Raw genomic sequence first — 19,365 nt, 5'->3', positions numbered from 1 at the left:
ACTCGCTTCGCTGTCGGGAATCCGTGAGGGGCGGCGGCGCGGGGCGTGCGCCATCGCCCGAGGGCGCGGCATCCGCGCGGAAAAGGTGAGGAGAGGTGAAGTGAGGTGAAGTGGTGGAGGTGGGGCGGTCAGCCCGCGAGCAGTTCGCGTACGACCCGCTTGAGCGGTTTGCCCGCCTCGTTGCGCGGCAGGGCGTCCAGGGCGAGGATGCGGCCCGGGATCTCGTGCGCGGCCAGCCGCCCGGCGAGGTAGGTGCGCAGGGCGGCGGGGTCGAAGGAGGCCGCGTCGACGGGTACGACGGCGGCCCCGACGCTCATGCCGAGTACGGGGTGCGGCACCCCGACCACCGCGGTGTCGGCGACCGCCGGGTGCTCCAGCAGCACCGCTTCGACCTGGAGCGTGGAGACCTTGTAGGCACCGGACTTGATGACATCGGACTCGCGGTCCACCAGGTGCAGGTAGCCGTCCTCGTCCAGGTAGCCGACGTCGCCCATCCGTACCCATCCGGCCCGGAAGACGCGCTCCCCGGCCGCGCCGTCGCCGTAGTACGCGCGCGGGGCGGCGGGCGAGCGCAGGTGGACGTCGCCGGTCTCACCGGGCGGCAGCGGGCGGCCGTCGGGACCGGCCACCCGTACCGATCCGGGGGCGGCCAGGCCCAGCGCGGTCGGCCGGGACGGGTCGTAGACCATCGCGGTCTGCGCGGGCGCCGCCTCGGTGGAGGTGTAGTAGTTGACCACGGTGGCGCGGGGGAAGGCCTCGGTCAGTGCGGTGGCCACGCTGGGCGGCAGTGCGGCCGCGGTGGAGCCGAGGAGCCGGACGCAGGAGAGGTCGTGCCGCTGCTGCACCCCGGCATTGAGCAGTTCGGCGGCCATCGCCGGGACCACGAAGACGCTGCCCACCGACCGCTGCTCGATCAGCCGGGCGAACCGGCCGGGAGTGAAGCGGGTGGCCACCAGGGCGGCCGGGTGCGCGTCGAGCGCGTTGACCAGCATGGTCTGGCCCGCGTTGGTGCCGACGGCGAAGGCGTGCAGGAATTCCTCGGAGTGCTTCAGCGGCCGGTGCCGGGCGCCGGGCCTGGTCCCGTGCACGACGTTGCCGTGGGTGGCGAGCACGCCCATGGGCCTGCCGGTGGTGCCGGAGGTGTAGAGCACCTGGGCCGGGTCGTCCGGCCCGACCACGGGCAGACCGGCCGGGCCGGGATCGCCGGCGGCGAGTTCGGCGGTGGCCGCCGCCCACCAGGGGCCCTCCGGCACCGCGCCCGTGCCCGTGGCTCCGGCGATCACGCCGACCGCGCCGCAGTGCTCCAGCAGTCCGCCGGTCGCCTCGGCGGGGCGTCCGTCCGAGATCGGTACGGCGACGCCGCCCGCCCGGGTCACCGCGCAGTAGTGCACGGCGTAGTCCGGCCAGTCCCGCAGCCCGAACACCAGCCCCACCCGGTCCCCGGGCCGCACCCCGCGGGCGACCAGCGCCCGGGCGACCGCGACGGACCGGTCCCGCCACTCCCCGAAGGTGAGCGCGGCGCCGGTGTCGGTGCTGATCGCCGTCCGCTCCGGCTGCGCCGCGGCCCGCAGGTCGAGCAGCCCGTGCACGGTCCGCCCGTCCGCGGGGTCCGGTTCCGGCGGGCCGTCCCCGGCCTCCGCCGCCGCATCGAACCGGGCGCCGATTCTTCTGTGCTGCAAGGACCTTGACACTTCCCCCGGGCCTTTCCGTCCGGCCCCGAGCGCCCACACATGGCACTTGGTCCAGACCTGACGGAAAGATTGGCATAGACCAACTAGGGGGTCAAGATTCCGCCGCGAACCGCCGGGAGGCCTGTGCGGGGCGCTCTCCGCGACGTGCGCCCCGTATTTCTGACGGGGCGCCAGGCAGCTCGTTCCGCCCCGGAGGCGCCCCGCACGCGACGGCGGGACCGGCGCGGGCGGGCCGGTTTTCGGCCATGCCGCCCCATGGCGGGCCCAGGCACGACCGCCGGGCCGGGACACCGTCCCGGCCCGGCGTGGCGGTGTGCGTCAGGCGTGCTCGACGACCAGCTCGACGGACATGTTGCCGCGCGTGGCGTTGGAGTACGGGCAGACCTGGTGGGCGGCCTCGACGAGCGCGGTGCCCTGCTCGGGCGTCAGCCCCGCGGGGAGCTTGACCCGCAGGACGGCAGCGAGGACGAAGCCCTGGCCCTCCGGGTTCTTGGACAAGGTCACCTCGGCGGTGACGGTCGCGTCGTCGGCGTTCAGGCCCTTGGTGCGGGCCACCAGCTTCAGAGCGGATCCGAAGCAGGCCGCGTAGCCGACCGCGAAAAGCTGCTCGGGATTGGTGCCCTCGCCGTCGCCGCCGAGTTCCTTGGGCATGGCGAGCTGGAGGTCGAGACGGCCGTCGGAGGTGGTGGCGCGTCCGTCGCGGCCGGACGAGGTGGCGACGGCGGTGTAGGTCGGCATCACGAGGGTCCTCTCGTTTGATTGTGTGCAACTCAGTTGTACGCAACTTAATCGTGCGCTGTCAAACCTGTATCGTGGACGCATGGGACTCGTACCGGATGACCTGGCCTGCTTCGCCGTCCATGTCGCGGCACGCGAGCTCGACAACGCCTACCGGCGCGAGCTGCGGCCGCTCGGGCTCACGTATCCGCAGTACCTGACGATGCTGCTGCTGTGGGACCGCGACGGCCGCAGCGTCAAGGAGCTGGGGGAAGCGCTGCGCTTCGAGTCCGGCACCCTCTCGCCGCTGCTCAAGCGGCTGGAGACGGCCGGACTGGTGACGCGGGAGCGCAGCAGGACCGACGAGCGCTCCGTCCTGGTCCGGCTCACCGACGCGGGCCGCGCGCTCCGGGAGCCCGGCGAGGGTGTGGTGGAGCGGGTCTTCGGCGCCCTCGACTACAGCGCCGCCGAGGCCGCACAGCTCCACGCGGGCCTGCGGCGGCTCGTCGCCGCCCTGGACGCCGCACCCCCGTCGCCCGCCGCGACCTGACCGCCCGCACCGGGCGCCCGCCCCGCCTCCTACTTCGGGGGATGTCCCGGGGGACGACCCGGGGGCTGTCCCCACCCCCGGCCCGGTGGCGGGCCGGATGGGCCGTGCGCCCGCCCGGCGGTTGACTCGGCACGTGCCCGCAGCGGGCACAACGGTCGGCAGCGAACGGGGAGTTGGGCCATGCGCGGGGCGATGACCAGGAAACAGGCGGTCGCGGTGACGGCGGGGGTGGCGGCGCTCACCGCCTCGGTGCTCGCGGCGCCGCCCGCGGGCGCGCGCGGCGCCGCGGAGGGCCACGCGCGGGGCGGCGGCTACTCGGCGGCCGACCTGCGGCGCGACCTCGCGGCGGTCCGCGCGGCCGGCGGCGGGGACGTCAACGTGGTCGTCCGGGTGGACCGCGCGGGGCAGGAGCCGCTGCGCGCCAGGCTCGGCACCTCGGGCCTCGGGTCGAAGGCGCCCGTCCCGTGGGACCCGGAGTTCCGGATCGCCAGCACGACCAAGACGTTCACGGCCGTGGTCGTCCTCCAGCTCGTCGCCGAGCACCGGCTGTCGCTGGACGACACCGTCGAGCACTGGCTGCCCGGCGTCGTCCGCGGCCACGGCAACGACGGGCGCCGCGTCACCGTGCGCGACCTGCTCCGGCAGACCAGCGGCATATACGACTACGTCCAGGACCCGGACGTCCAGGACCGCATGGTGAACCACTTCGACGAGAACCGGTTCGACGACACCCCGCCCGAGCAGCTCGTCGCCATCGCCATGAGCCATCCGCCGCTCTTCGCACCCGGCGGCGGCCGGTGGGCGTACTCCAACACCAACTACCTGCTCGCCGCGATGATCGCCGAGAAGGCGAGCGGCGGGCGGAGCTGGCAGGAGCTGGTGGCGCACCGCGTCATCGCCCCGCTCGGGCTGCGCCACACCTACGTCCCCGGCACCAACCCCTACCTGGTCGGGCCGCACGAGCGCGTCACGGTCACCCTGCCGGACGGGACGGCCGCCGACCTCACCGAGCAGAGCCTCCAGCACACCGCGGACTCCGGGATCGTCAGCACCCCGGCCGACCTGGACACCTTCTTCCGCGCCCTCGTCTCCGGCAAGCTGCTGCCGCCCGCCCTGCTCACCGAGATGCGCACCACGGTCCCCTACGACGACCTGCCCGTGCCGCCCGCCGGCACCCAGGGCGGCTACGGCCTGGGCCTGCGTGTCCTCCCCCTCACCTGCGGCGGCACCTACGACATGCACGAGGGCGACGGTCTCGGCGTCTACGCCCGCCCCGCGGTGACCGCAGACGGCAGCCGCGCGGTGACGCTCTCCGTCACGACCACCACGGCCCTGATCGACCAGGAGAAGGTCGACCGCGCGGTGCAGACCCTCACCGACCACGCCCTGTGCGACGACCCCGCCTCGTGATCCCGCCGCCGCCCGCCCCGGACGACCGGACAGGCCCGGGGCGGGCGGCGGCATCCGGAGGATCGCGGCGGGTTCGGCTCCGCCGTCCCGGTAAGGCGAACGGTGGGACGGAACCGGTGTGTTCACCGTGACGGTCCGCGGGCAGCCGCAGGGGAAGCGGGAGGTGCCCGCCGGCCGCACGCACGCGCCGGCCGCTCCCGTACCGAAGGCGGACCGAGAGACGGAGAGCCGATGATCCCCGACTGGCAACACCGCGCCGCGTGCCGCGACGAGGACCCCGAACTGTTCTTCCCTGTCGGCACCTCGGGGCCGGCCCTGCTGAAGGTCGAGGAGGCGCGGGCCGTCTGCCGCCGGTGCCCGGTCCTGGAGACCTGCCGCCGGTGGGCACTGGACACCGGCCAGGACGCCGGTGTCTGGGGCGGGCTCAGCGAGGAGGAGCGCCGTACGCTGCGCCGCCGCGAGCGCCGCGCCCGCAGCTGAGGACCCCCGGCGGGGCGTCAGCGCGCGGGCCCGGTCTCGACGGGCCCGGTGTCGACGGGCCCGGTGTCGACGGGCCCGGTGTCGACGGGCCCGGTCTGGACGGGCCCGGTCTCGACGGATCGCGACGGGTCGCGGCTGTAGGCGGACCAGCCGCCGACGAAGAGGCGGCCCCGGCCGATTCCGGTGTGCTCCATCGTCAGCAGGTTGTGGCAGGCCGTCACCCCCGAGCCGCAGTAGGAGGCGACCAGCGGCGCGGTGTGCTGGTCGATCCCGGCGGCGGCGAAGCGGTCGCGGATCTGCCGGGGCGGCAGCAGGCGGCCGCGGTCGTCCAGGTTCTCCCGGCACGGGACACTGCGCGCGCCGGGGACGTGGCCGGGACGCGGATCGACGGGGTCCTGCTCGCCCAGGAAGCGGTCCCGGTTGCGGGCGTCCACCGCCACGACGTCCCGGCCCGTCACGCCGTCGGCGTCCACCAGCACGTCGGCCGGCCACGGGCGTTCGGTGAAGACGGCTTCGGCGGGGGCGGGCTCGTCCGAGGTGAGCGAGCCGGGGCGGGCGTCGAGGTAGGCGGCCAGGCCCCCGTCCAGGACGGCGGCCCGCCGGCCCGTGGTCCGCAGCATCCACACCAGACGGGCGGCGATCACACCGCCCTGGTCGTCGTAGGCGACCACGACGTCCTCGTCACCGATGCCCAGTGCGCGCATGCCCCGGCTGAAGACCCCCGGCGACGGCAGCGGGTTGCGGCCGCCCTCCGGCGTGGCGGGCCCGGTCAGCCAGCGGTCCAGGTCCACGAACACCGCGCCCGGCAGGTGCCCGGTCTCGTAGGCGGCCCGCCCGGAGCGGCCGTCGAGATACCACCGCACGTCCGCCAGGACCACCCGTCCGGGCAGCGCGTCCAACTCCTCGACCCGCACGAACGGCGGGACATCCACATGATCGGCCATGCGGGAACTCTAGCCGCGCGTCCACATCGTGAGCCAATATCGTCCACGATGCGGGACACTCGAGGGACGGGATCAGGTGTCCCGGGCCGCCGGGGTCAGGGCAGGATCGAGTCGACGTAGCCGCCGTCCACCCGGACGGCCCCGCCCGTCGTGGCCGTCGCGAAGTCGGAGGCGAGGTAGACGGCCATGTGCGCGATCTCCTCCGGCTCGATGAGCCGCCGCAGCAGCGACTGCGGCCGGTGCTCGGCCATGAAGACGCGCTGCGCCTGCTCCCACGGCAGGTCCCGGTCGACCAGGGAGTACACGAAGTCCTCGACGCCGCCGGTGCGGGTGGGCCCGGCGATCAGCGAGTTGACGGTCACTCCGGTGCCTGCCGCGTCCTTCGCGAATCCGCGGGTGACGGCCAGCAGCGCCGTCTTCGTCATGCCGTAGTGGACCATCTCGGCGGGGATGACGACGGCGGAGTCGCTCGCGACGTTCATCACCCGCCCCCACCCGCGGTCCTTCATGCCCGGCAGGTACGTCCGGATCATCCGCACCGCCGCGAGCACGTTCACCTCGAAGTACCGGCGCCACTCGGCGTCGTCGATCTCCAGCGCGGGGACCGCGCCGAAAATGCCGAGGTTGTTGACGAGGATGTCCGCGGCGGGCAGCGCGTCCGCGACCCGGCGGGCGCCCTCGTCGGTGGCCAGGTCGCCGGGCGCGGCGAGGAAAACGTCCTGCCCGGTCTCGTCGCACAGCTCGGTGACCGCCCGCCGCACGGATCCGGCGCTGCGGCCGTTGACCGCGACACGGGCCCCGGCCCGGCCCAGACCGGCCGCGATCGCGCGGCCGATGCCCTGCGTGGAGCCGGTGACCAGGGCGGTCCGGCCGGAAAGGTCGATGAGCATGCCGGTGTCTCCCCGTGGTCCTGGCGGCCCGCGGGCCGGGCCGCCAGGTTTCTCCTTCCCGGCCCGCCGCGGCCCGGACTCGGCCACCCGGGGGCTTTCGCCCGGGACCGCCGGGCGTTCCGCCACGGATGCCGGCGCGTGGCGATGAGTTCCGGCGCCGCCGCCGGTCCACCCCGGTATGACACGCATCGTCGCCGACATCTCGGTCTCCCTCGACGGCTTCGTCACCGGCCCCGGCGCAGGCCCGGACAGCGGGCTGGGCACCGGGGGCACGGCACTGCACGCCTGGGCCTTCTCCGACGACCCCGAGGACCGCAGGATCCTGGGCGAGGGGACCGTCCGCTCGGGCGCCGTCGTCCTCGGACGGCACCTCTTCGACGTGGTCGACGGGCCGCACGGCTGGGACGACGAGACCGGCTACGGCGCCGGCGAGGTCGGCCGGCCCGCGTTCGTCGTCGTCACGAGCACGCCGCCCGCCTCCGTACGGCTCACCGGCCTGGACTGGACGTTCGTCACCACGGGCCTGCCCGACGCGGTGGCCGCCGCGCGGGAGCGCGCCGACGCGGCGTCGGCCGCGGCGGGCCGGGATCTCGACGTCGTCCTCATGGGCGGCGGCGCCACGGTCGGCTCGGCGCTCGCGGCCGGCCTCGTCGACACGCTGTCGCTGCACCTGGCGCCCGTCGTGCTGGGCGCCGGCACACCGCTCTTCCCCGCCGGGGCAGGGTTCGCGCTGGTCCAGCGCGGGGCGGTGGTGACGGCGACGGCGACGCACCTGACCTACGACGTCCTGTGACACCGCCGCCGCACGGGCGTCAGCCCTTGCAGGCGGGGTCGGCGAGGACGATCGGCGCGGCCTCCCGGGTGGTGACGAACGCGCGGAAGCCCGGGGCGCCCGCGACGCACTTGGTGGCGATGTTCGCGAACCCGTCGGGGAAGTTGGTGACGTTGGCGGGACTGTCCTCGCCCCGGTGGTCGGCGACGGGCGAGTCGCCGGTGCCGCGTGAGTCGCTGGCGCATCCGGTGAGGGCGGCCACGGCGACGGCGATCGTCGCGACAGCGGTCAGGTACTTCGTCGAACGGCGCTTCATCTCGACCTCGTCTCGGCAGGCGGTGGGCCCCCGCGGCCCCCGGCGGATGCCTTCAAGGACCTGCGACGGAGCCCGCCGGTTCCGCCGGATAGCCTGGAAAGACCGTCGTCGGGTGAGAGGGGACGCGGCGGCATGGAGCTGCGCCAGATCCGCTACTTCGTGGCCGTGGCGGAGGATCTGCACTTCGGGCGGGCGGCCGAACGCCTCGTGATCGCCCAGTCGGCCGTGAGCACGCAGATCCGCCGGCTGGAGCGGGAGCTGGGCGTCGAGCTGTTCGACCGTTCGCCCCGGCACGTGCGGCTGAGCGAGGCGGGGCAGGAGTTCCTGCCCGCCGCCCGCGAGGTGCTGGAGGCCGCCCGGCGCGCGACGGGGGCCGTGGAACGGTTCGTCGCCGACCGCGGCGCCACCCTCCGGGTCGGCACCAGCGCGGGCCTGGGCGAGCGCCTCGACCAGGTGCTGGAGGTCCTCCAGCGGGATTCGCCCGGCACTTCGGTCGAACTGTTCTCCGGCCCCCTCGACGTGCGGCTCGCGAGGGTCGCCGCGGGCGAGTGGGACGCGGCCTTCGCCCGGGGCGAGGTCGAGGTGCCCGAGGGCGTCCGCCTGCTGCCGCTGTGGCAGGACGAGCTGGTGGCGGCGCTGCCCGCCGGGCACGCCCTGGCCGGGCGCGGCACGCTCCCCCTCACCGAGCTGGCGGACCTGCCGCTGCTGCTGACGGAGCGGCGGAACAACCCGCCGCTGGTCGACCTCGTCGTCGGTGCCTGCCACGACGCCGGGTTCGAGCCGCAGCCCGGCCGCAGCCACGGCTCGCTCCAGGACAACCTCGCGTCCCTGGGCGCGGGCCGTTCGGCGTGGACGGTCGTGTACGCCGCCCACGCCGCCCAACTGCGCCACAGCCGGGTGGCGTTCGTCCGGGTGACCGACCCGGCCGGGCACCGGCTCGCGCTGCCCGGCGTGCTGGCGGTGCGCGGGGAGACCCCGGCGCACCGCCTCCGCCCGCTGCTGGACGCCTGCCGGACCGTGGCGCGCGCCGACTCCGGTGAGAGCACCGGTCCCCTGCCGGGCGATCTCGATCCGAGATGACTGCGCGCTCGGTCCGGGGCTGGGTGCGGGCCGCCGGAACGTGTGGACTGGGAGTCACCAGGAGGTCGCGAGCCACTCGGGGCGCGACCCGGAGACCCAGGAGGACATCATGCCCATCGTCACCGTGCAGCAGGGCCCGCGGAGCATCGAGCTGAAGCGCGAGCTGGTCGCCCGGATCACCGACGCGTTCGTGGACGCGCTCCAGGTCCCGGCCGAGAGCGTGCAGGTGTGGATCCAGGAGACGAGCCCGGAGAGCTGGGGGGTGGCGGGCAAGCTCACAGCGGATACCAAGAAGTAGCGCCCGGCCGGACGGCGAGACCCGGGGCCGCCCGGCCCCGGGGTCAGCCGTTGGCCGCCGTCCAGTCGCTGTTCGCGGCGGGGACGCCGAACCGCAGCGAAGGGCAGTCGAAGGCGGAGCCGGACGGCGGGGCGGACGACAGGGGGGCGTTCGCCGGGCCAGCGGGGGTCCGGGAGCCGTCGTAGAGCTGGGTGCCGCTGCTCTCGACGACGGTGCTGTGCGTGGCGTCGCAGAAGTAGCCGCTGCCGGTGGCCGGGTTCACCGAGGTGTACACCTCGTAGGTGTCCCAGGACTGGTGCGCTCCCCGGAATCCCGGGGCGGGGGGACGGCGTGACGTGCCGCGCGGGTCAGCGGTGGTAGCCGTCGCCCATCGCCGCCGCGTTGTGCACGGTGCGCGCGTCGTGGAAGGAGCGCTGGTGCTCCGCCTCCGCTCGGTGCAGGGCCTCGGAACGCAGGTCGCCGCGGGTCGAACTGCGACGGACCAGCGTCACGACGCAGGCGACCAGTGCGATAAGAACGGCCGCCGCCGCGAGGATCATGGTCATGAGCACCCCGTGCCTGACGGGCCCGCTCGACGGGCCCCGGACATTCGAGCCTAGCTCCTCGGGGCACCGGCGCGGCGCGGTACCGGAAAATACCCCTGTTAGCCTGACCTGCGTGTTCAGGAAGCGAGCGGGGCAGCGGACATCCGGAGGGCCGGATTCCGGCGCGCAGCGCGCCCTGATCGCCGCCAGTTTCGTCAACCGGGTGGGCAACGGTCTCTTCAACACCGCCGCCATCCTCTACTTCACGCTCGTGGTGCACCTGCCCGCCGCGCAGGTCGGGGCGGGTCTGACGATCGCCGGCCTGTGCGGGCTGGCGGCCGGTGTCCCGGCGGGCAACCTGGCCGACCGCCACGGGGCGCGCACGGTCTGGCTGGTGACCCTCGCCCTCCAGGCCGCGACCATGGCGGCCTTCGTCCTCGTCCACAGCTGGTCCGCGTTCGTCCTCGTCGCCGTGCTGGACCGGCTGGCGGGCACCGCGAACGGCGCCGCGAGCGGGGCACTGGTCGCGCGGGTCGGCGGCGACCGGCCCGCCGCCTTCCGGGCGCGGCTGCGCACCTTCGTCAACCTCGGTGTCGTCACGGGCACGCTGGGCTCGGCCGCCGCGATCCAGATCGACACGCGCGCCGCCTACACCGCGCTGATCCTCGCCAACGCCGCGAGCTTCGCGCTGTCCGCGCTGATCGTCCTGCTGCGGGTGGCCGACCGGCAACCGCCGCCCCGGCCGGTCGAGCACCGCCGGTGGTCGGTGCTCGCCGACCGGCCGTACGTGTCCTTCGTCGGCCTCTACAGCGCCATGGGCCTGCAGTACCAGGTCGTCTCCCTGCTGCTGCCGGTCTGGCTCATCTCCCACACCGACGCGCCGCGCTGGTCCGTGGCGGCGGTCAACGCGACGAACAGTGTCGTCTGCGTGCTGCTCCAGAGCAGGCTCGGCTCCCGCGTGGAGACCCCCGGGCAGGGGGGCCGCGCCTTCCTGCTCGCCGGGCTGATGTTCCTGGTCAGCTGCCCGCTCATGGCCCTGACCGCGGACGTCCCGCGCTGGGTCGCCCCCGCGCTGGCCACCGCCGCGGTCGTCGTGCACAGCGTCGGGGAGGTGTGGGAGTCGTCCGCGGGCTTCGCGCTGGGCTTCGGCCTGGCGCCCGACCACGCCCAGGGGCAGTACCAGGGCTTCCTCGGCATCGGCTTCGACGCGGGCCAGGCACTCGCCCCGCTGATCCTGACCGGTGCGGTCCTCGCCCTCGGGCACGGCGGCTGGCTGCTGCTCGGTGCCTTCTTCGCCGTCCTGGGCGCCGCGGGGCCGCCGCTGGCGGCGTGGGCCGGGCGGACCCGCCCCGGGCAGCCCGCCGCGGACGCGCCGGGCGCGACCGGACCCGCGGTGCCGGCCGCCGACCGCTGACGGCGGTCCGCGCCCGGCCCGCCCCTCACCCGGGCGCGGCGGCGTGCTGGTCCGACCAGGCCCGCCACAGCTCGGCGTAGCGGCCGCGGCGGGCGAGCAGCTCGTCGTGCGTCCCCTGCTCGACGACCGCCCCGTCGTGCAGGACGAGGATGCGGTCGGCGGGCCGGGCCTGCGTCAGGCGGTGGGCCACGACGAGGGCCGAGCGGCCCTCGACCGCGGCGGCCGCGGCCTTCTCCAGCACGTGCGCGCCCGCCGACCCGGCCTCGGCGGTGGCCTCGTCGAGCACCACGAACCAGGGGTCGCCCAGCACGACCCGCGCCAGCGCCAGCTGCTGGACCTGGTCGGCCGCGAGCCGGTGGCCCTCCGCCCCGACCACGGTGTCCAGGCCGCCGGGCAGCGCGGCGGCCCAGCCGTCCGCGAACGTGGCGGACAGCGCGTGCCACAGCTCCTCGTCCGCCGCGCCGGGCCGGGCGAGGGTGAGCGCGTCCCGGAGCGTCCCGGCGAAGGCGTGGGCGTCCTGGGTGACCAGGAAGACCCGGGAGCGCGCGCCCGTCCCGGCCGGATCGTAGGGGGTGCCCCCGTACGTCACCGTGCCGGCGGTCGGCCGGAGCACCCCGGCGGCGACGGCCGCGAGCGTCGTCTTGCCCGCCCCGGTGGCGCCGACCAGGGCGACCCGCTCACCGGGCGCGACCCGCAGGCAGACGTCGCGCAGCACCGGGCGCCCGGGGACGTACGCGTGGGTGATGCCCTCCAGGACGACCTCGCCGCCCGGGAGTTCGGCGGCCGGGTCCGCGGCGGGCGGCGCGGGCATCGCCGCGATGCCGACGAGCCGGGAGAGCGCGGCACCGATCTCCAGGAAACGGCCGAAGCTGAAGAGGATCCCGCCGACCGGGCCGAACAGCCGCAGGAAGTACAGCGCCGCCGCGGTGACGGCGCCCACCGAGGTGAGGTGCGTGCGCACCAGCACGAAGCCGAGGACCAGCACGCCGGACAGCCCGGCGAGTTCGACGAGGTTGTGGCGCATGAGCAGGCGCAGCGACAGGCGGTAGACGCCGACGGAGATGTCGGCCGCCCGGCCGGAGGCGTCGGCGACCCGGCGGACCAGCAGCGCGCCGATGCCGAACGCCCGGGCCGTCGGGGCCGCCTCGATCCCGCCGAGCAGCGCCTCGGCCCGGCGGCCCTGGGCGATCCGCTCGTCGCGGCGCAGCGGCGCCGCGCGCGGCAGGTACCAGCGCAGCCCGGCCGCGAAGAGCGGCCCCGTCGCCAGGACGGCCAGGCCCAGCCGCCAGTCGAGCGCCAGCGTGCCCGCGGCGGTCAGGGCGACGGCGACGGCCGAGCCCACGACCACCGGCACGGTGTCGCGCAGGCCCTGGGAGACCGTGCGGACGTCGTCCGAGAGCCGGGAGAGCAGGTCGCCGGTCGTCGCCCGCTCGACCCGGTCGGCGGGCAGGTGCAGCGCGCGGTCCAGCACGTCCTCGCGCAGCCCGGCGAGCGCGGGCTCGCCGATCCGGGCCAGCGCCACCGGCGCCGCGGCCCCGGCGAGCGCGCCGACCACGGTGGCGACGCAGATGAGGACGGCCTGCGGGAAGACGCCGCCGCGCCCGGAGACGACGTGGTCGACGACCGTCCCGACGGCCCAGGGCGGTACGAGCCCGGCGCCGCTCGCCAGCAGCATCGCCCCGACCGCGGCCGAGGTGCCCCACCGGTCCGCGGCCGCGGCACGCAGCAGAAAGGCGTACGTCTCCCGCCGCCCCCCGGTCGGCAGCAGCTCCCCGCTCACGTCATCCCCCACGGCGCTCCCCCTCCCCCTCCCCGCCCCCGCCCGCGCTCACCGCGGCGCCGCTCCCCCGGCCGACGTCCGTCCCGGCACCGGCGCCCGCCGAAATCCGCACCCCGGCCCACGCCCGCCCGACCCCGCGAAACCCGTCCCGCAGCCCCTCCCCGGCGAACGCCAACGCCCTCGCCCGGCCCAGTACCACGCCTCCGGCGACTCCGCGCACCGGCCTCGGGCGCCCCCGGCCCCCGCCCGCGCCGGACACCGCGCGTCCGCCGACACCCGCACCCCGGACCCGGGCGCCCCCGGCCCGCGTCTGCCCCGGGCACCGCTCGCCCTCATCGCAGGACCAGGTCGCGGTAGGCGGGGTCGGCGGTCAGGGCGCGGTGGGTGCCCTCGGCGGTGACGTGGCCGTCGCGGACGACGACGACGCGGTCCGCGGCGCCGAGGAGGGCGGGGCTGGTGGTGACGATCCAGGTGGTGCGGTCGCTCTCCGGGGCGTGGCGCAGCGCCCTGATGCCGGCGCCGATCCGCTGCTCGGTGACCGCGTCGACGGCGGTCGTCGGGTGGTCGAGCAGCAGGACCGGCGGGTCGGCGGCGAGCGCCCGGGCGAGGGCCAGGCGCTGCCGCTGCCCGCCGGAGTACGTCGTCCCGCCCGCGGTGACCTGCTGGTCCAGCCCCTTGGCGTCGAGGGCGGCGATGTCCTGCGCGGCGGCCGCGTCGAGGGCGCGGGCGAGGGCGGCGCCGTCGTGGCGGCCCCGGGGGTCGAGGTTGCCGCGCAGGGTGCCGTGCAGGAGGTGGGCGTGGCGGGGGTTCGCCAGCAGTCTGCGGGTGCGTTCGTGGAGGCCGAGCGCGACCGGGGGCGTACCGTCCAGCAGGACCTCGCCGGTGAGCGCGGCGCCGTGGATCTCGCCGGTCAGCACCCGTACGAGCGTGTCGGCGGCGGCGGGGTCGGGGACGACGAGGCACAGCAGCTCGCCCGGCCGGGAGGCCAGGGTGAAGCCGTCCAGCGCGCCCGTGGTCACGTCCCGGAGCGAGAGCCCCGCGGCGCCGCCGCCGGGCACGCCCTCCTCGCCCCCGGCGAGCAGCGGGGGTGTGGCGAGGAAGGCGGTGATACGGGTGGCGGCGGCGTGCGCGGCGCCCACCTGCTCGCCGGTGCGGCCCAGCGCCCGCAGCGGCACCGCGAGGAACTGGGTGAGGCCGACGATCGCGACGAGGTCCCCGGTGGAGATCGTGCCGTCCAGTGCGCGGCTGCCCGCGAGCAGGGTGACGGCGGCGAGGAACAGCCCGGCGAGCCCGGTGGAGAGCGCTTCGAGGGCGCCGTGCGAGGCGGCCAGCCGGATCCCGGCGGCTCTGGCGGCCTGGCTGCTCGCCCGGTAGCGGGCGACGGCCTCGTCCTCCGCACCGAGGCCCTTCAGGACGCGCAGGCCGCGCACCAGGTCGGCCGCGAGGGCGGAGGTGCGGGCGACCTGGTCGAGCTGGTCGCGGCTGCGCCGGGCGAGGGCGGGGGTGGCGAGCTGGGTGAGGGCCACCAGGACGGGCATGCCCAGCAGGACCACGAGGCCGGTCACCAGGTCGATGCGCAGCAGGATCACCGCGCTGCCCAGCACGGCCGCCGCCGAGGCGAGGGTGTAGCCGGCGGGCTGGGCGAGCGTGCCGGCGCCCTCCGCGTCGGCGGTGGCGAGCGACAGCGTCGCGCCGGGCGGTGCCCCGGTGCGTGCGCCGGCCGGGCGCAGGACGTGCCGGGCGATCTCGACCCGCAGCCGGTGGCGTTCGCGCTGGTCGGTGCGGAACGCCCGGGCGGCGCCGTGGAAGTAGCAGACCATCAGCGAGGCGAAGACGAGCGCCAGCAGTCCGCCCCAGGCCGACAGTGCCCGGGGGCTGCCGGACGCGACGGCGTGGTCGACGATCATGCCGACGGCGACCGGGACCATCGCCTCGGAGAACTGCCAGAGCGAGAGCAGCGCGACCACCGCCGCCAGGCCGCGCGCGTTGCGCCGCAGCGACCGTCCGACCAGTCGCCCGGCGGAGGCCGGGGGCCCGGCCCGCGGCCGCCGGGTCCCGGTGCGCTGCCGGGTGTCGGTGGGCTGCTGAGTGTCGGTCCGCACCGGCCGCCTTCCGCCCCGCGCCGTGACGTACGCCTCGGGCGACCGTAACACGCTGCCCGTCCGGGCGAACCGGCCTACGCCGGAGGGCACTTCGTCAGGCGGGGTCGGTCACCTCGCGGCCGGTGGCCAGGACCGTCGCGAGGGCGAGGGCGGCCAGGCCCGCGAGGACGGCGCCGAAGACCGTGGCCCCGGTGGTCAGCCCGACGGCGTCGCTGAGGTATCCGGCAGCGACCGGCAGGGCTCCGGCCAGCAGGTAACCGCCCACGTTGAGCGCCGCGTTGGCCTCGGCGAGGCGCTGCGGCGGGACGCCGGAGTTGAGCAGCGACAGTCCGCCGAGCTGGCCCATGCCCTGGCCGGCGCCGGCCAGCAGCGCGGAGAGGACGAGGACGGCCACCGCCGAGGTGTGCACGGCGACGACCAGCGCGACCGTGCTCAGCGCGGTGCTGACCGCTCCGGCGGCGAGGATGGTGCGGCGGCGCAGCCGCTGGACGGCGAACTGCACGCCGGTGGCGGCGAGGAACATCGCGAAGGCGGTGGCTCCGGCGACGATCCGGTTGGTGGTGCCGAGCAGCCCGGACAGCAGCGAGGGTCCCAGCGAGAGGACGAAGGACGTCGCGGTGATGCCGGGGGCGAACACCGCGATGCCGAGGGCGAGTCGGCGGCCGTTGCCGCGTGGGACACCGGGCACCCGTATCCAGGCGCCGGTGCCGCGTGCGGCGGGCCGGCCGACGGGCATCCGGAGCACGCAGAGCACCGCCGTGGCCAGCAGGGCGGCTTCGACGGCGAAGACGGTGGCGGTGGGCGCGGGTGCGAGTTCGGACAGCAGTCCGGCGAGCAGCGGGCCGAGTCCGGCGCCGAAGACCATGGCGCAGGAGGCGAGCAGGGCGGCGGTGCGCCGCCGGGCGGGGCCGGCGACGTCGGTCACCGCGGCCATGCCCGCCGAGACGGCCGCGCCGACCGCGATGCCGGTGAAGAGCCGCGCCACGATGAGCGCGGCCACGCTGGTGGCGGTGGCGAAGACCAGGCAGGCGGCGAGGGCGAGCGCCAGGGCGGGCAGCAGGACGGGTTTGCGGCCGATGCGGTCGGAGAGCACGCCGGAGACCAGCAGCGAGCCGAGCAGGCCGACGATGTAGAAGGCGAACACCACGGTCAGGGTGCCCTTGGAGAAGCCGATGTCGCGCTGCCACAGCACGTACAGCGGGGTCGCCGCGTTCGAGAGCACGAAGACCGCGGTGACGGGCCAGGCCGCCAGCCACACCCAGCGCAGCGGTGCGGCGGGCGGCCCGGCGGCCGGGGCGCGGCGCCTTCCCTGGGCGGCCTGGACGGATCCGGTCCGGGTTTCGGACATGACTGCTCCTCCCGTTGTGCTGCCGGTCTCCAGCAGTACGAGTCGATTCGAACTTAGCATGCAGTACGATTGAAGTCGTACAAGCAGTCCGCGCCGACGAGGAGTCGCCCATGTCCCCGGCCACGATCCCGACCGCGGCGGCCGCACGCGCCGTCAAGGTGCTGCCCGAGCCGTCCGGCCTGCCCGAACCGCTCCCGGAGCCGGGTGTCGGCGAGCTGCGCCTGGAGACCGTGCTCGGCGCGCTCAGCGACCCGCTGCGGCTGACGATCGTCCGCAAACTCCTGCTGGAGTCAGAGGACTTCGACCACTCCTGCGGCTGGTTCGGCCTCGACCGGCCCAAGTCGTCGCTCACCCACCACTTCAAGGCGCTGCGCGAAGCAGGCGTCACCCGCCAGCGCCAGTACGGCCTGGAACGCCGCAGCCACGTCCGCGTCGCCGACCTCGACGCCCGCTTCCCCGGCCTGGTCGACCTCGTCGCGGCCTGGACCCCGCCGGGGACCTGAGCCGCGGACTCACCCCGCGGGCGCGACGGCCCCGGGTCCGGGCGCCTGCCCGGTACGCGCCCGCGGCAGCGCCCAGCAGGAGACGGCCAGGCCCGCCGCGCTGAGCGCCGCGCCCGCGAGACCCGTCCAGCGCAGCGCCCCCGCGGCGACGACGGCGCCGCCGATCGCCGAGCCCGCGGCGGTGGCCAGCTGGAAGGCGCCGACGTTGACGGCGACGGCGAGGGTCGGCGCCTCCCCGGCGTGCCGCAGGATCAGGCCCTGGAGCGGGGCGATCGTGGCGGTGGCGAACAGGCCGAGCAGCAGGACGGCGAGCACCGCGGTCGGACGCCGGGTGACCGCGAGGGGCGTGCAGGCCAGCACCACGGCAAGCGCCGCGAAGACACCGCGCAGGGTGGCGACCGGCGCCCGGTCGGTGAGGCGTCCCGCGGCGAGGTTGCCGAGGAAGCTCCCGCCCCCGTAGGCGAGCAGCAGGACGGAGACGGTGAAGGGCGCGAAGCCGGTGACGTCGGTGAGCAGTGGGGCGATGTAGGTGAAGACCGTGGCCACCCCCGCGAAGCCGACGGCGGTGGTGGCGACGGCGAGCAGCACCGGGCGCCGGGCCAGCACCCTGATCTCGGCGCGGGCCCCGGCCGGTTCGGCGTCCTGCCGGGGCAGGACGGCGGCCAGCAGCGCGGCGCCGAGCAGCGTCACCCCGGTGAGCACGGCGAACGGCACACGCCACGAGGTCCGTTCGCCCAGCAGCGCGCCCAGCGGCACCCCGAGCAGGGTCGCCACGGTCAGCCCGGAGACGACGGCGGCGGTCGCCCGCCCCACCTTCTGCGCGGGCACGACACGGCTGGCGACGACCAGCGCGAGGGCGAAGAAGGCGGCGTGGCTCAGCGAGGACAGCACGCGGCCGAGCAGCAGGACCCGGTAGGACCCGGCGAGCGCGCTCACCGCGCTGCCCGCCGCGAACAGCAGCATCAGCGCCAGGGCGAGGGCCTTGCGCGGTGTGCGCGCGGTCAGCAGGGTGACGGCCGGGCCGCCCACGGCGACCCCGAGCCCGTACACGGTGACGGTCTGGCCCGCGGTGCCCACCGACACCCCCAGGTCGGCGGAGACCTGGGGCAGCAGCCCGGCGACCAGGTATTCGGAGGTTCCCACGGCGAAGACGGACACGCACAGGGCCGTGAGGATCACGGAGCTTCGTTTCATGCGGTCACGCTAAAGTCTGACATCAGTGTGAGAGTCAAGCCCGGGAGGCGGACCGTGCGGATCGGCGAGATGGTGCGGCGCACCGGGGTCAGCGAACGGCTGCTGCGCTACTACGAGGAGCAGGGGCTGCTCACGCCGGACCGGCTGCCCAGCGGCTACCGGGTGTACCGCGAGCCGGACGTCGGCACCGTGCGGCAGATCCGCGCGCTGCTGACCGCGGGGCTGGGCACGGAGACCATCGCCAGGGTGCTGCCGTGCGTCCGCGAGGAGGGCGAGGCGCTGGTGCCGGTCTGCTCCGACCTGGTCGCCGAACTGCGCAGGGAACGGGAGCGGATCACCGCCGCCATCGACGACCTCCAGATGTCGCGCGGCCTGCTCGACACCGTCATCGCGAGCGGCCCGGACGCTCCGCGGGACGGCCGTCCCGCGGCCTGACGGCCGACGCAAACTTGTCCGGCGGCTCCTGACGGGACGTCGATCCGCAGGTCCCGGGCGTGGCGCGTTCCGCCCGTGGTCCAGACCTCTTTTGGTCCAGACCTATTGACGCGCCCTGCCGCCGCTCCTACGATCCCGACGGTCACACGCGCGCATGTCTCCACGTCACCCTGAGCCGGGCGTCACGCCCTCCCCCCACTCACTTGCTCATGCCCTTGGCACGTGGCGAGAAGGGAGCACAGCATGTTCCGTCGGAGGTCGTCCCTCCCCGACCGGCCGGCCCGACCGCCGGCCGGCGGGCAGCGCACCAGCCGTACCGGCCGCCGCTCGGCCGCCGTGAACCGCACCGTCGCCGGGGTGAGCGCCGCGGCCGTCGTGGGCGCCTGCGTCGCGCTCGTCGGCACCGGGGCGGCGGCCGGCGCGGCCGCCGCCAACCTGGTGGCCAACCCCGGCTTCGAGAGCGGGCTGTCCGGCTGGACGTGCACCGGCGGCTCCGGCGCGGCCGTCAGCAGCCCCGTGCACTCCGGGACGTCCGCGCTGAAGGGCACCCCGAGCGGTTCCGACAGCGCTCAGTGCTCGCAGACCGTCAGCGTCCAGCCCAACTCCGCGTACACGCTGAGCACTTACGTCCAGGGCAGCTACGTCTACATCGGCGCGACCGGCACCGGCGGCACCGACCCGTCCACCTGGACCCCGGGCGCGTCCTCCTACCAGCAGCTCAGCACCACCTTCACCACCGGCGCCAACACCAGGTCCGTGACGGTGTACGTGCACGGCTGGTACGGCCAGCCCACGTACTACGCCGACGACTTCAGCCTCACCGGCCCCGGCGGCACCAATACGACGCCGCCCACCTCGCCGACGACCACCCCGCCGACCTCGCCCACCACGAAGCCCCCGACCACGCCGCCCACCAC

Annotated in this window: 20 protein-coding genes and 1 pseudogene; 10 read left to right on the top strand and 11 right to left on the bottom strand. The window is 75.7% G+C overall.

Annotated features, from left to right (window positions below; translation table 11 throughout):
- Positions 1–128: 128 nt before the first annotated feature.
- Complete coding sequence (locus ACH4PY_RS29010) at positions 129–1,679, bottom strand: class I adenylate-forming enzyme family protein (protein ID WP_398189264.1); 1,551 nt, start codon at positions 1,677–1,679, stop codon at positions 129–131.
- Positions 1,680–2,009: 330 nt separating this feature from the next.
- Positions 2,010–2,429 carry an organic hydroperoxide resistance protein gene (locus ACH4PY_RS29005; protein WP_398189261.1) on the bottom strand — a complete coding sequence of 140 codons (420 nt, stop codon included), beginning with the start codon at positions 2,427–2,429 and terminating at the stop codon, positions 2,010–2,012.
- Between the two features lie 82 nt (positions 2,430–2,511).
- Here ACH4PY_RS29005 and ACH4PY_RS29000 point away from each other — a divergent pair, with 82 nt between their 5' ends.
- The 3 genes from ACH4PY_RS29000 to ACH4PY_RS28990 all read left to right on the top strand — a co-directional run bounded on the left by ACH4PY_RS29000 (position 2,512) and on the right by ACH4PY_RS28990 (position 4,848).
- On the top strand, positions 2,512–2,958 hold the full coding sequence (locus tag ACH4PY_RS29000; RefSeq protein WP_398189258.1) for a MarR family winged helix-turn-helix transcriptional regulator: 447 nt from the start codon (positions 2,512–2,514) through the stop codon (positions 2,956–2,958).
- Between the two features lie 192 nt (positions 2,959–3,150).
- Positions 3,151–4,368 (top strand): serine hydrolase domain-containing protein, encoded by a 1,218-nt coding sequence (locus tag ACH4PY_RS28995; protein ID WP_398189255.1) that lies wholly within the window; start codon positions 3,151–3,153, stop codon positions 4,366–4,368.
- A 231-nt stretch (positions 4,369–4,599) separates the two neighbouring features.
- Positions 4,600–4,848, top strand: coding sequence for a WhiB family transcriptional regulator (locus tag ACH4PY_RS28990; RefSeq protein ID WP_398189252.1), 249 nt, complete (start codon positions 4,600–4,602; stop codon positions 4,846–4,848).
- 17 nt (positions 4,849–4,865) lie between these two features.
- Here the strand turns inward: ACH4PY_RS28990 and ACH4PY_RS28985 are convergent, their stop codons facing one another.
- Both ACH4PY_RS28985 and ACH4PY_RS28980 read right to left on the bottom strand, forming a co-directional pair.
- Positions 4,866–5,792 (bottom strand): sulfurtransferase, encoded by a 927-nt coding sequence (locus tag ACH4PY_RS28985; protein ID WP_398189249.1) that lies wholly within the window; start codon positions 5,790–5,792, stop codon positions 4,866–4,868.
- Between the two features lie 95 nt (positions 5,793–5,887).
- Positions 5,888–6,682: an SDR family NAD(P)-dependent oxidoreductase gene (locus ACH4PY_RS28980; RefSeq protein WP_398189246.1), complete on the bottom strand. Its 795-nt coding sequence runs from the start codon at positions 6,680–6,682 to the stop codon at positions 5,888–5,890.
- 178 nt (positions 6,683–6,860) lie between these two features.
- On the opposite strand from ACH4PY_RS28980, the gene ACH4PY_RS28975 reads away from it, so the two are divergent.
- Positions 6,861–7,475: a dihydrofolate reductase family protein gene (locus ACH4PY_RS28975; protein ID WP_398189243.1), complete on the top strand. Its 615-nt coding sequence runs from the start codon at positions 6,861–6,863 to the stop codon at positions 7,473–7,475.
- A gap of 19 nt (positions 7,476–7,494) precedes the next feature.
- Here the strand turns inward: ACH4PY_RS28975 and ACH4PY_RS28970 are convergent, their stop codons facing one another.
- A complete protein-coding gene (locus ACH4PY_RS28970; RefSeq protein WP_398189240.1) occupies positions 7,495–7,770 on the bottom strand; it encodes a hypothetical protein in 276 nt (91 codons plus the stop codon).
- 132 nt (positions 7,771–7,902) lie between these two features.
- Here ACH4PY_RS28970 and ACH4PY_RS28965 point away from each other — a divergent pair, with 132 nt between their 5' ends.
- Positions 7,903–8,850: a LysR family transcriptional regulator gene (locus ACH4PY_RS28965; protein WP_398189237.1), complete on the top strand. Its 948-nt coding sequence runs from the start codon at positions 7,903–7,905 to the stop codon at positions 8,848–8,850.
- 109 nt (positions 8,851–8,959) lie between these two features.
- Positions 8,960–9,148: a 4-oxalocrotonate tautomerase DmpI gene (dmpI, locus tag ACH4PY_RS28960; RefSeq protein WP_398189234.1), complete on the top strand. Its 189-nt coding sequence runs from the start codon at positions 8,960–8,962 to the stop codon at positions 9,146–9,148.
- 43 nt (positions 9,149–9,191) lie between these two features.
- Here dmpI and ACH4PY_RS28955 read toward each other — a convergent pair whose 3' ends face one another.
- Both ACH4PY_RS28955 and ACH4PY_RS28950 read right to left on the bottom strand, forming a co-directional pair.
- On the bottom strand, positions 9,192–9,410 hold the full coding sequence (locus ACH4PY_RS28955; protein ID WP_398189232.1) for a hypothetical protein: 219 nt from the start codon (positions 9,408–9,410) through the stop codon (positions 9,192–9,194).
- A gap of 85 nt (positions 9,411–9,495) precedes the next feature.
- Entirely contained in the window at positions 9,496–9,693 is a 198-nt protein-coding gene (locus ACH4PY_RS28950; RefSeq protein WP_398189229.1) for a hypothetical protein, read from the bottom strand.
- Between the two features lie 112 nt (positions 9,694–9,805).
- On the opposite strand from ACH4PY_RS28950, the gene ACH4PY_RS28945 reads away from it, so the two are divergent.
- The gene (locus ACH4PY_RS28945) at positions 9,806–11,086 is read left to right on the top strand and encodes an MFS transporter (protein ID WP_398189227.1); all 1,281 of its coding nucleotides are present in this window, start codon (positions 9,806–9,808) and stop codon (positions 11,084–11,086) included.
- Positions 11,087–11,111: 25 nt separating this feature from the next.
- Here the strand turns inward: ACH4PY_RS28945 and ACH4PY_RS28940 are convergent, their stop codons facing one another.
- The 3 genes from ACH4PY_RS28940 to ACH4PY_RS28930 form a co-directional block, all read right to left on the bottom strand.
- Positions 11,112–12,878 (bottom strand): ABC transporter ATP-binding protein, encoded by a 1,767-nt coding sequence (locus ACH4PY_RS28940; protein ID WP_398189224.1) that lies wholly within the window; start codon positions 12,876–12,878, stop codon positions 11,112–11,114.
- 320 nt (positions 12,879–13,198) lie between these two features.
- Complete coding sequence (locus ACH4PY_RS28935) at positions 13,199–14,968, bottom strand: ABC transporter transmembrane domain-containing protein (protein ID WP_398189221.1); 1,770 nt, start codon at positions 14,966–14,968, stop codon at positions 13,199–13,201.
- Positions 14,969–15,062: 94 nt separating this feature from the next.
- A complete protein-coding gene (locus ACH4PY_RS28930; protein WP_398189218.1) occupies positions 15,063–16,316 on the bottom strand; it encodes an MFS transporter in 1,254 nt (417 codons plus the stop codon).
- 110 nt (positions 16,317–16,426) lie between these two features.
- On the opposite strand from ACH4PY_RS28930, the gene ACH4PY_RS28925 reads away from it, so the two are divergent.
- A complete protein-coding gene (locus tag ACH4PY_RS28925) occupies positions 16,427–16,819 on the top strand; it encodes an ArsR/SmtB family transcription factor (protein WP_398189215.1) in 393 nt (130 codons plus the stop codon).
- 9 nt (positions 16,820–16,828) lie between these two features.
- On the opposite strand, the gene ACH4PY_RS28920 is transcribed toward ACH4PY_RS28925, so the two are convergent.
- A complete protein-coding gene (locus tag ACH4PY_RS28920) occupies positions 16,829–18,013 on the bottom strand; it encodes an MFS transporter (RefSeq protein WP_398189212.1) in 1,185 nt (394 codons plus the stop codon).
- 54 nt (positions 18,014–18,067) lie between these two features.
- On the opposite strand from ACH4PY_RS28920, the gene ACH4PY_RS28915 reads away from it, so the two are divergent.
- Both ACH4PY_RS28915 and ACH4PY_RS28910 read left to right on the top strand, forming a co-directional pair.
- The gene (locus tag ACH4PY_RS28915; protein WP_398189209.1) at positions 18,068–18,448 is read left to right on the top strand and encodes a MerR family transcriptional regulator; all 381 of its coding nucleotides are present in this window, start codon (positions 18,068–18,070) and stop codon (positions 18,446–18,448) included.
- A 243-nt stretch (positions 18,449–18,691) separates the two neighbouring features.
- Positions 18,692–19,216 (top strand): annotated as a pseudogene (locus ACH4PY_RS28910) (carbohydrate binding domain-containing protein); the annotation flags it as partial.
- Positions 19,217–19,365 lie beyond the last annotated feature (149 nt).

This window comes from Streptomyces sp. NPDC021224 (assembly GCF_044332905.1).
In the GTDB taxonomy this organism is placed as follows: domain Bacteria; phylum Actinomycetota; class Actinomycetes; order Streptomycetales; family Streptomycetaceae; genus Actinacidiphila.
The sequence above is the reverse complement of the archived record's forward strand: the minus strand, read 5'-3'. Positions and strand labels throughout refer to the sequence as shown.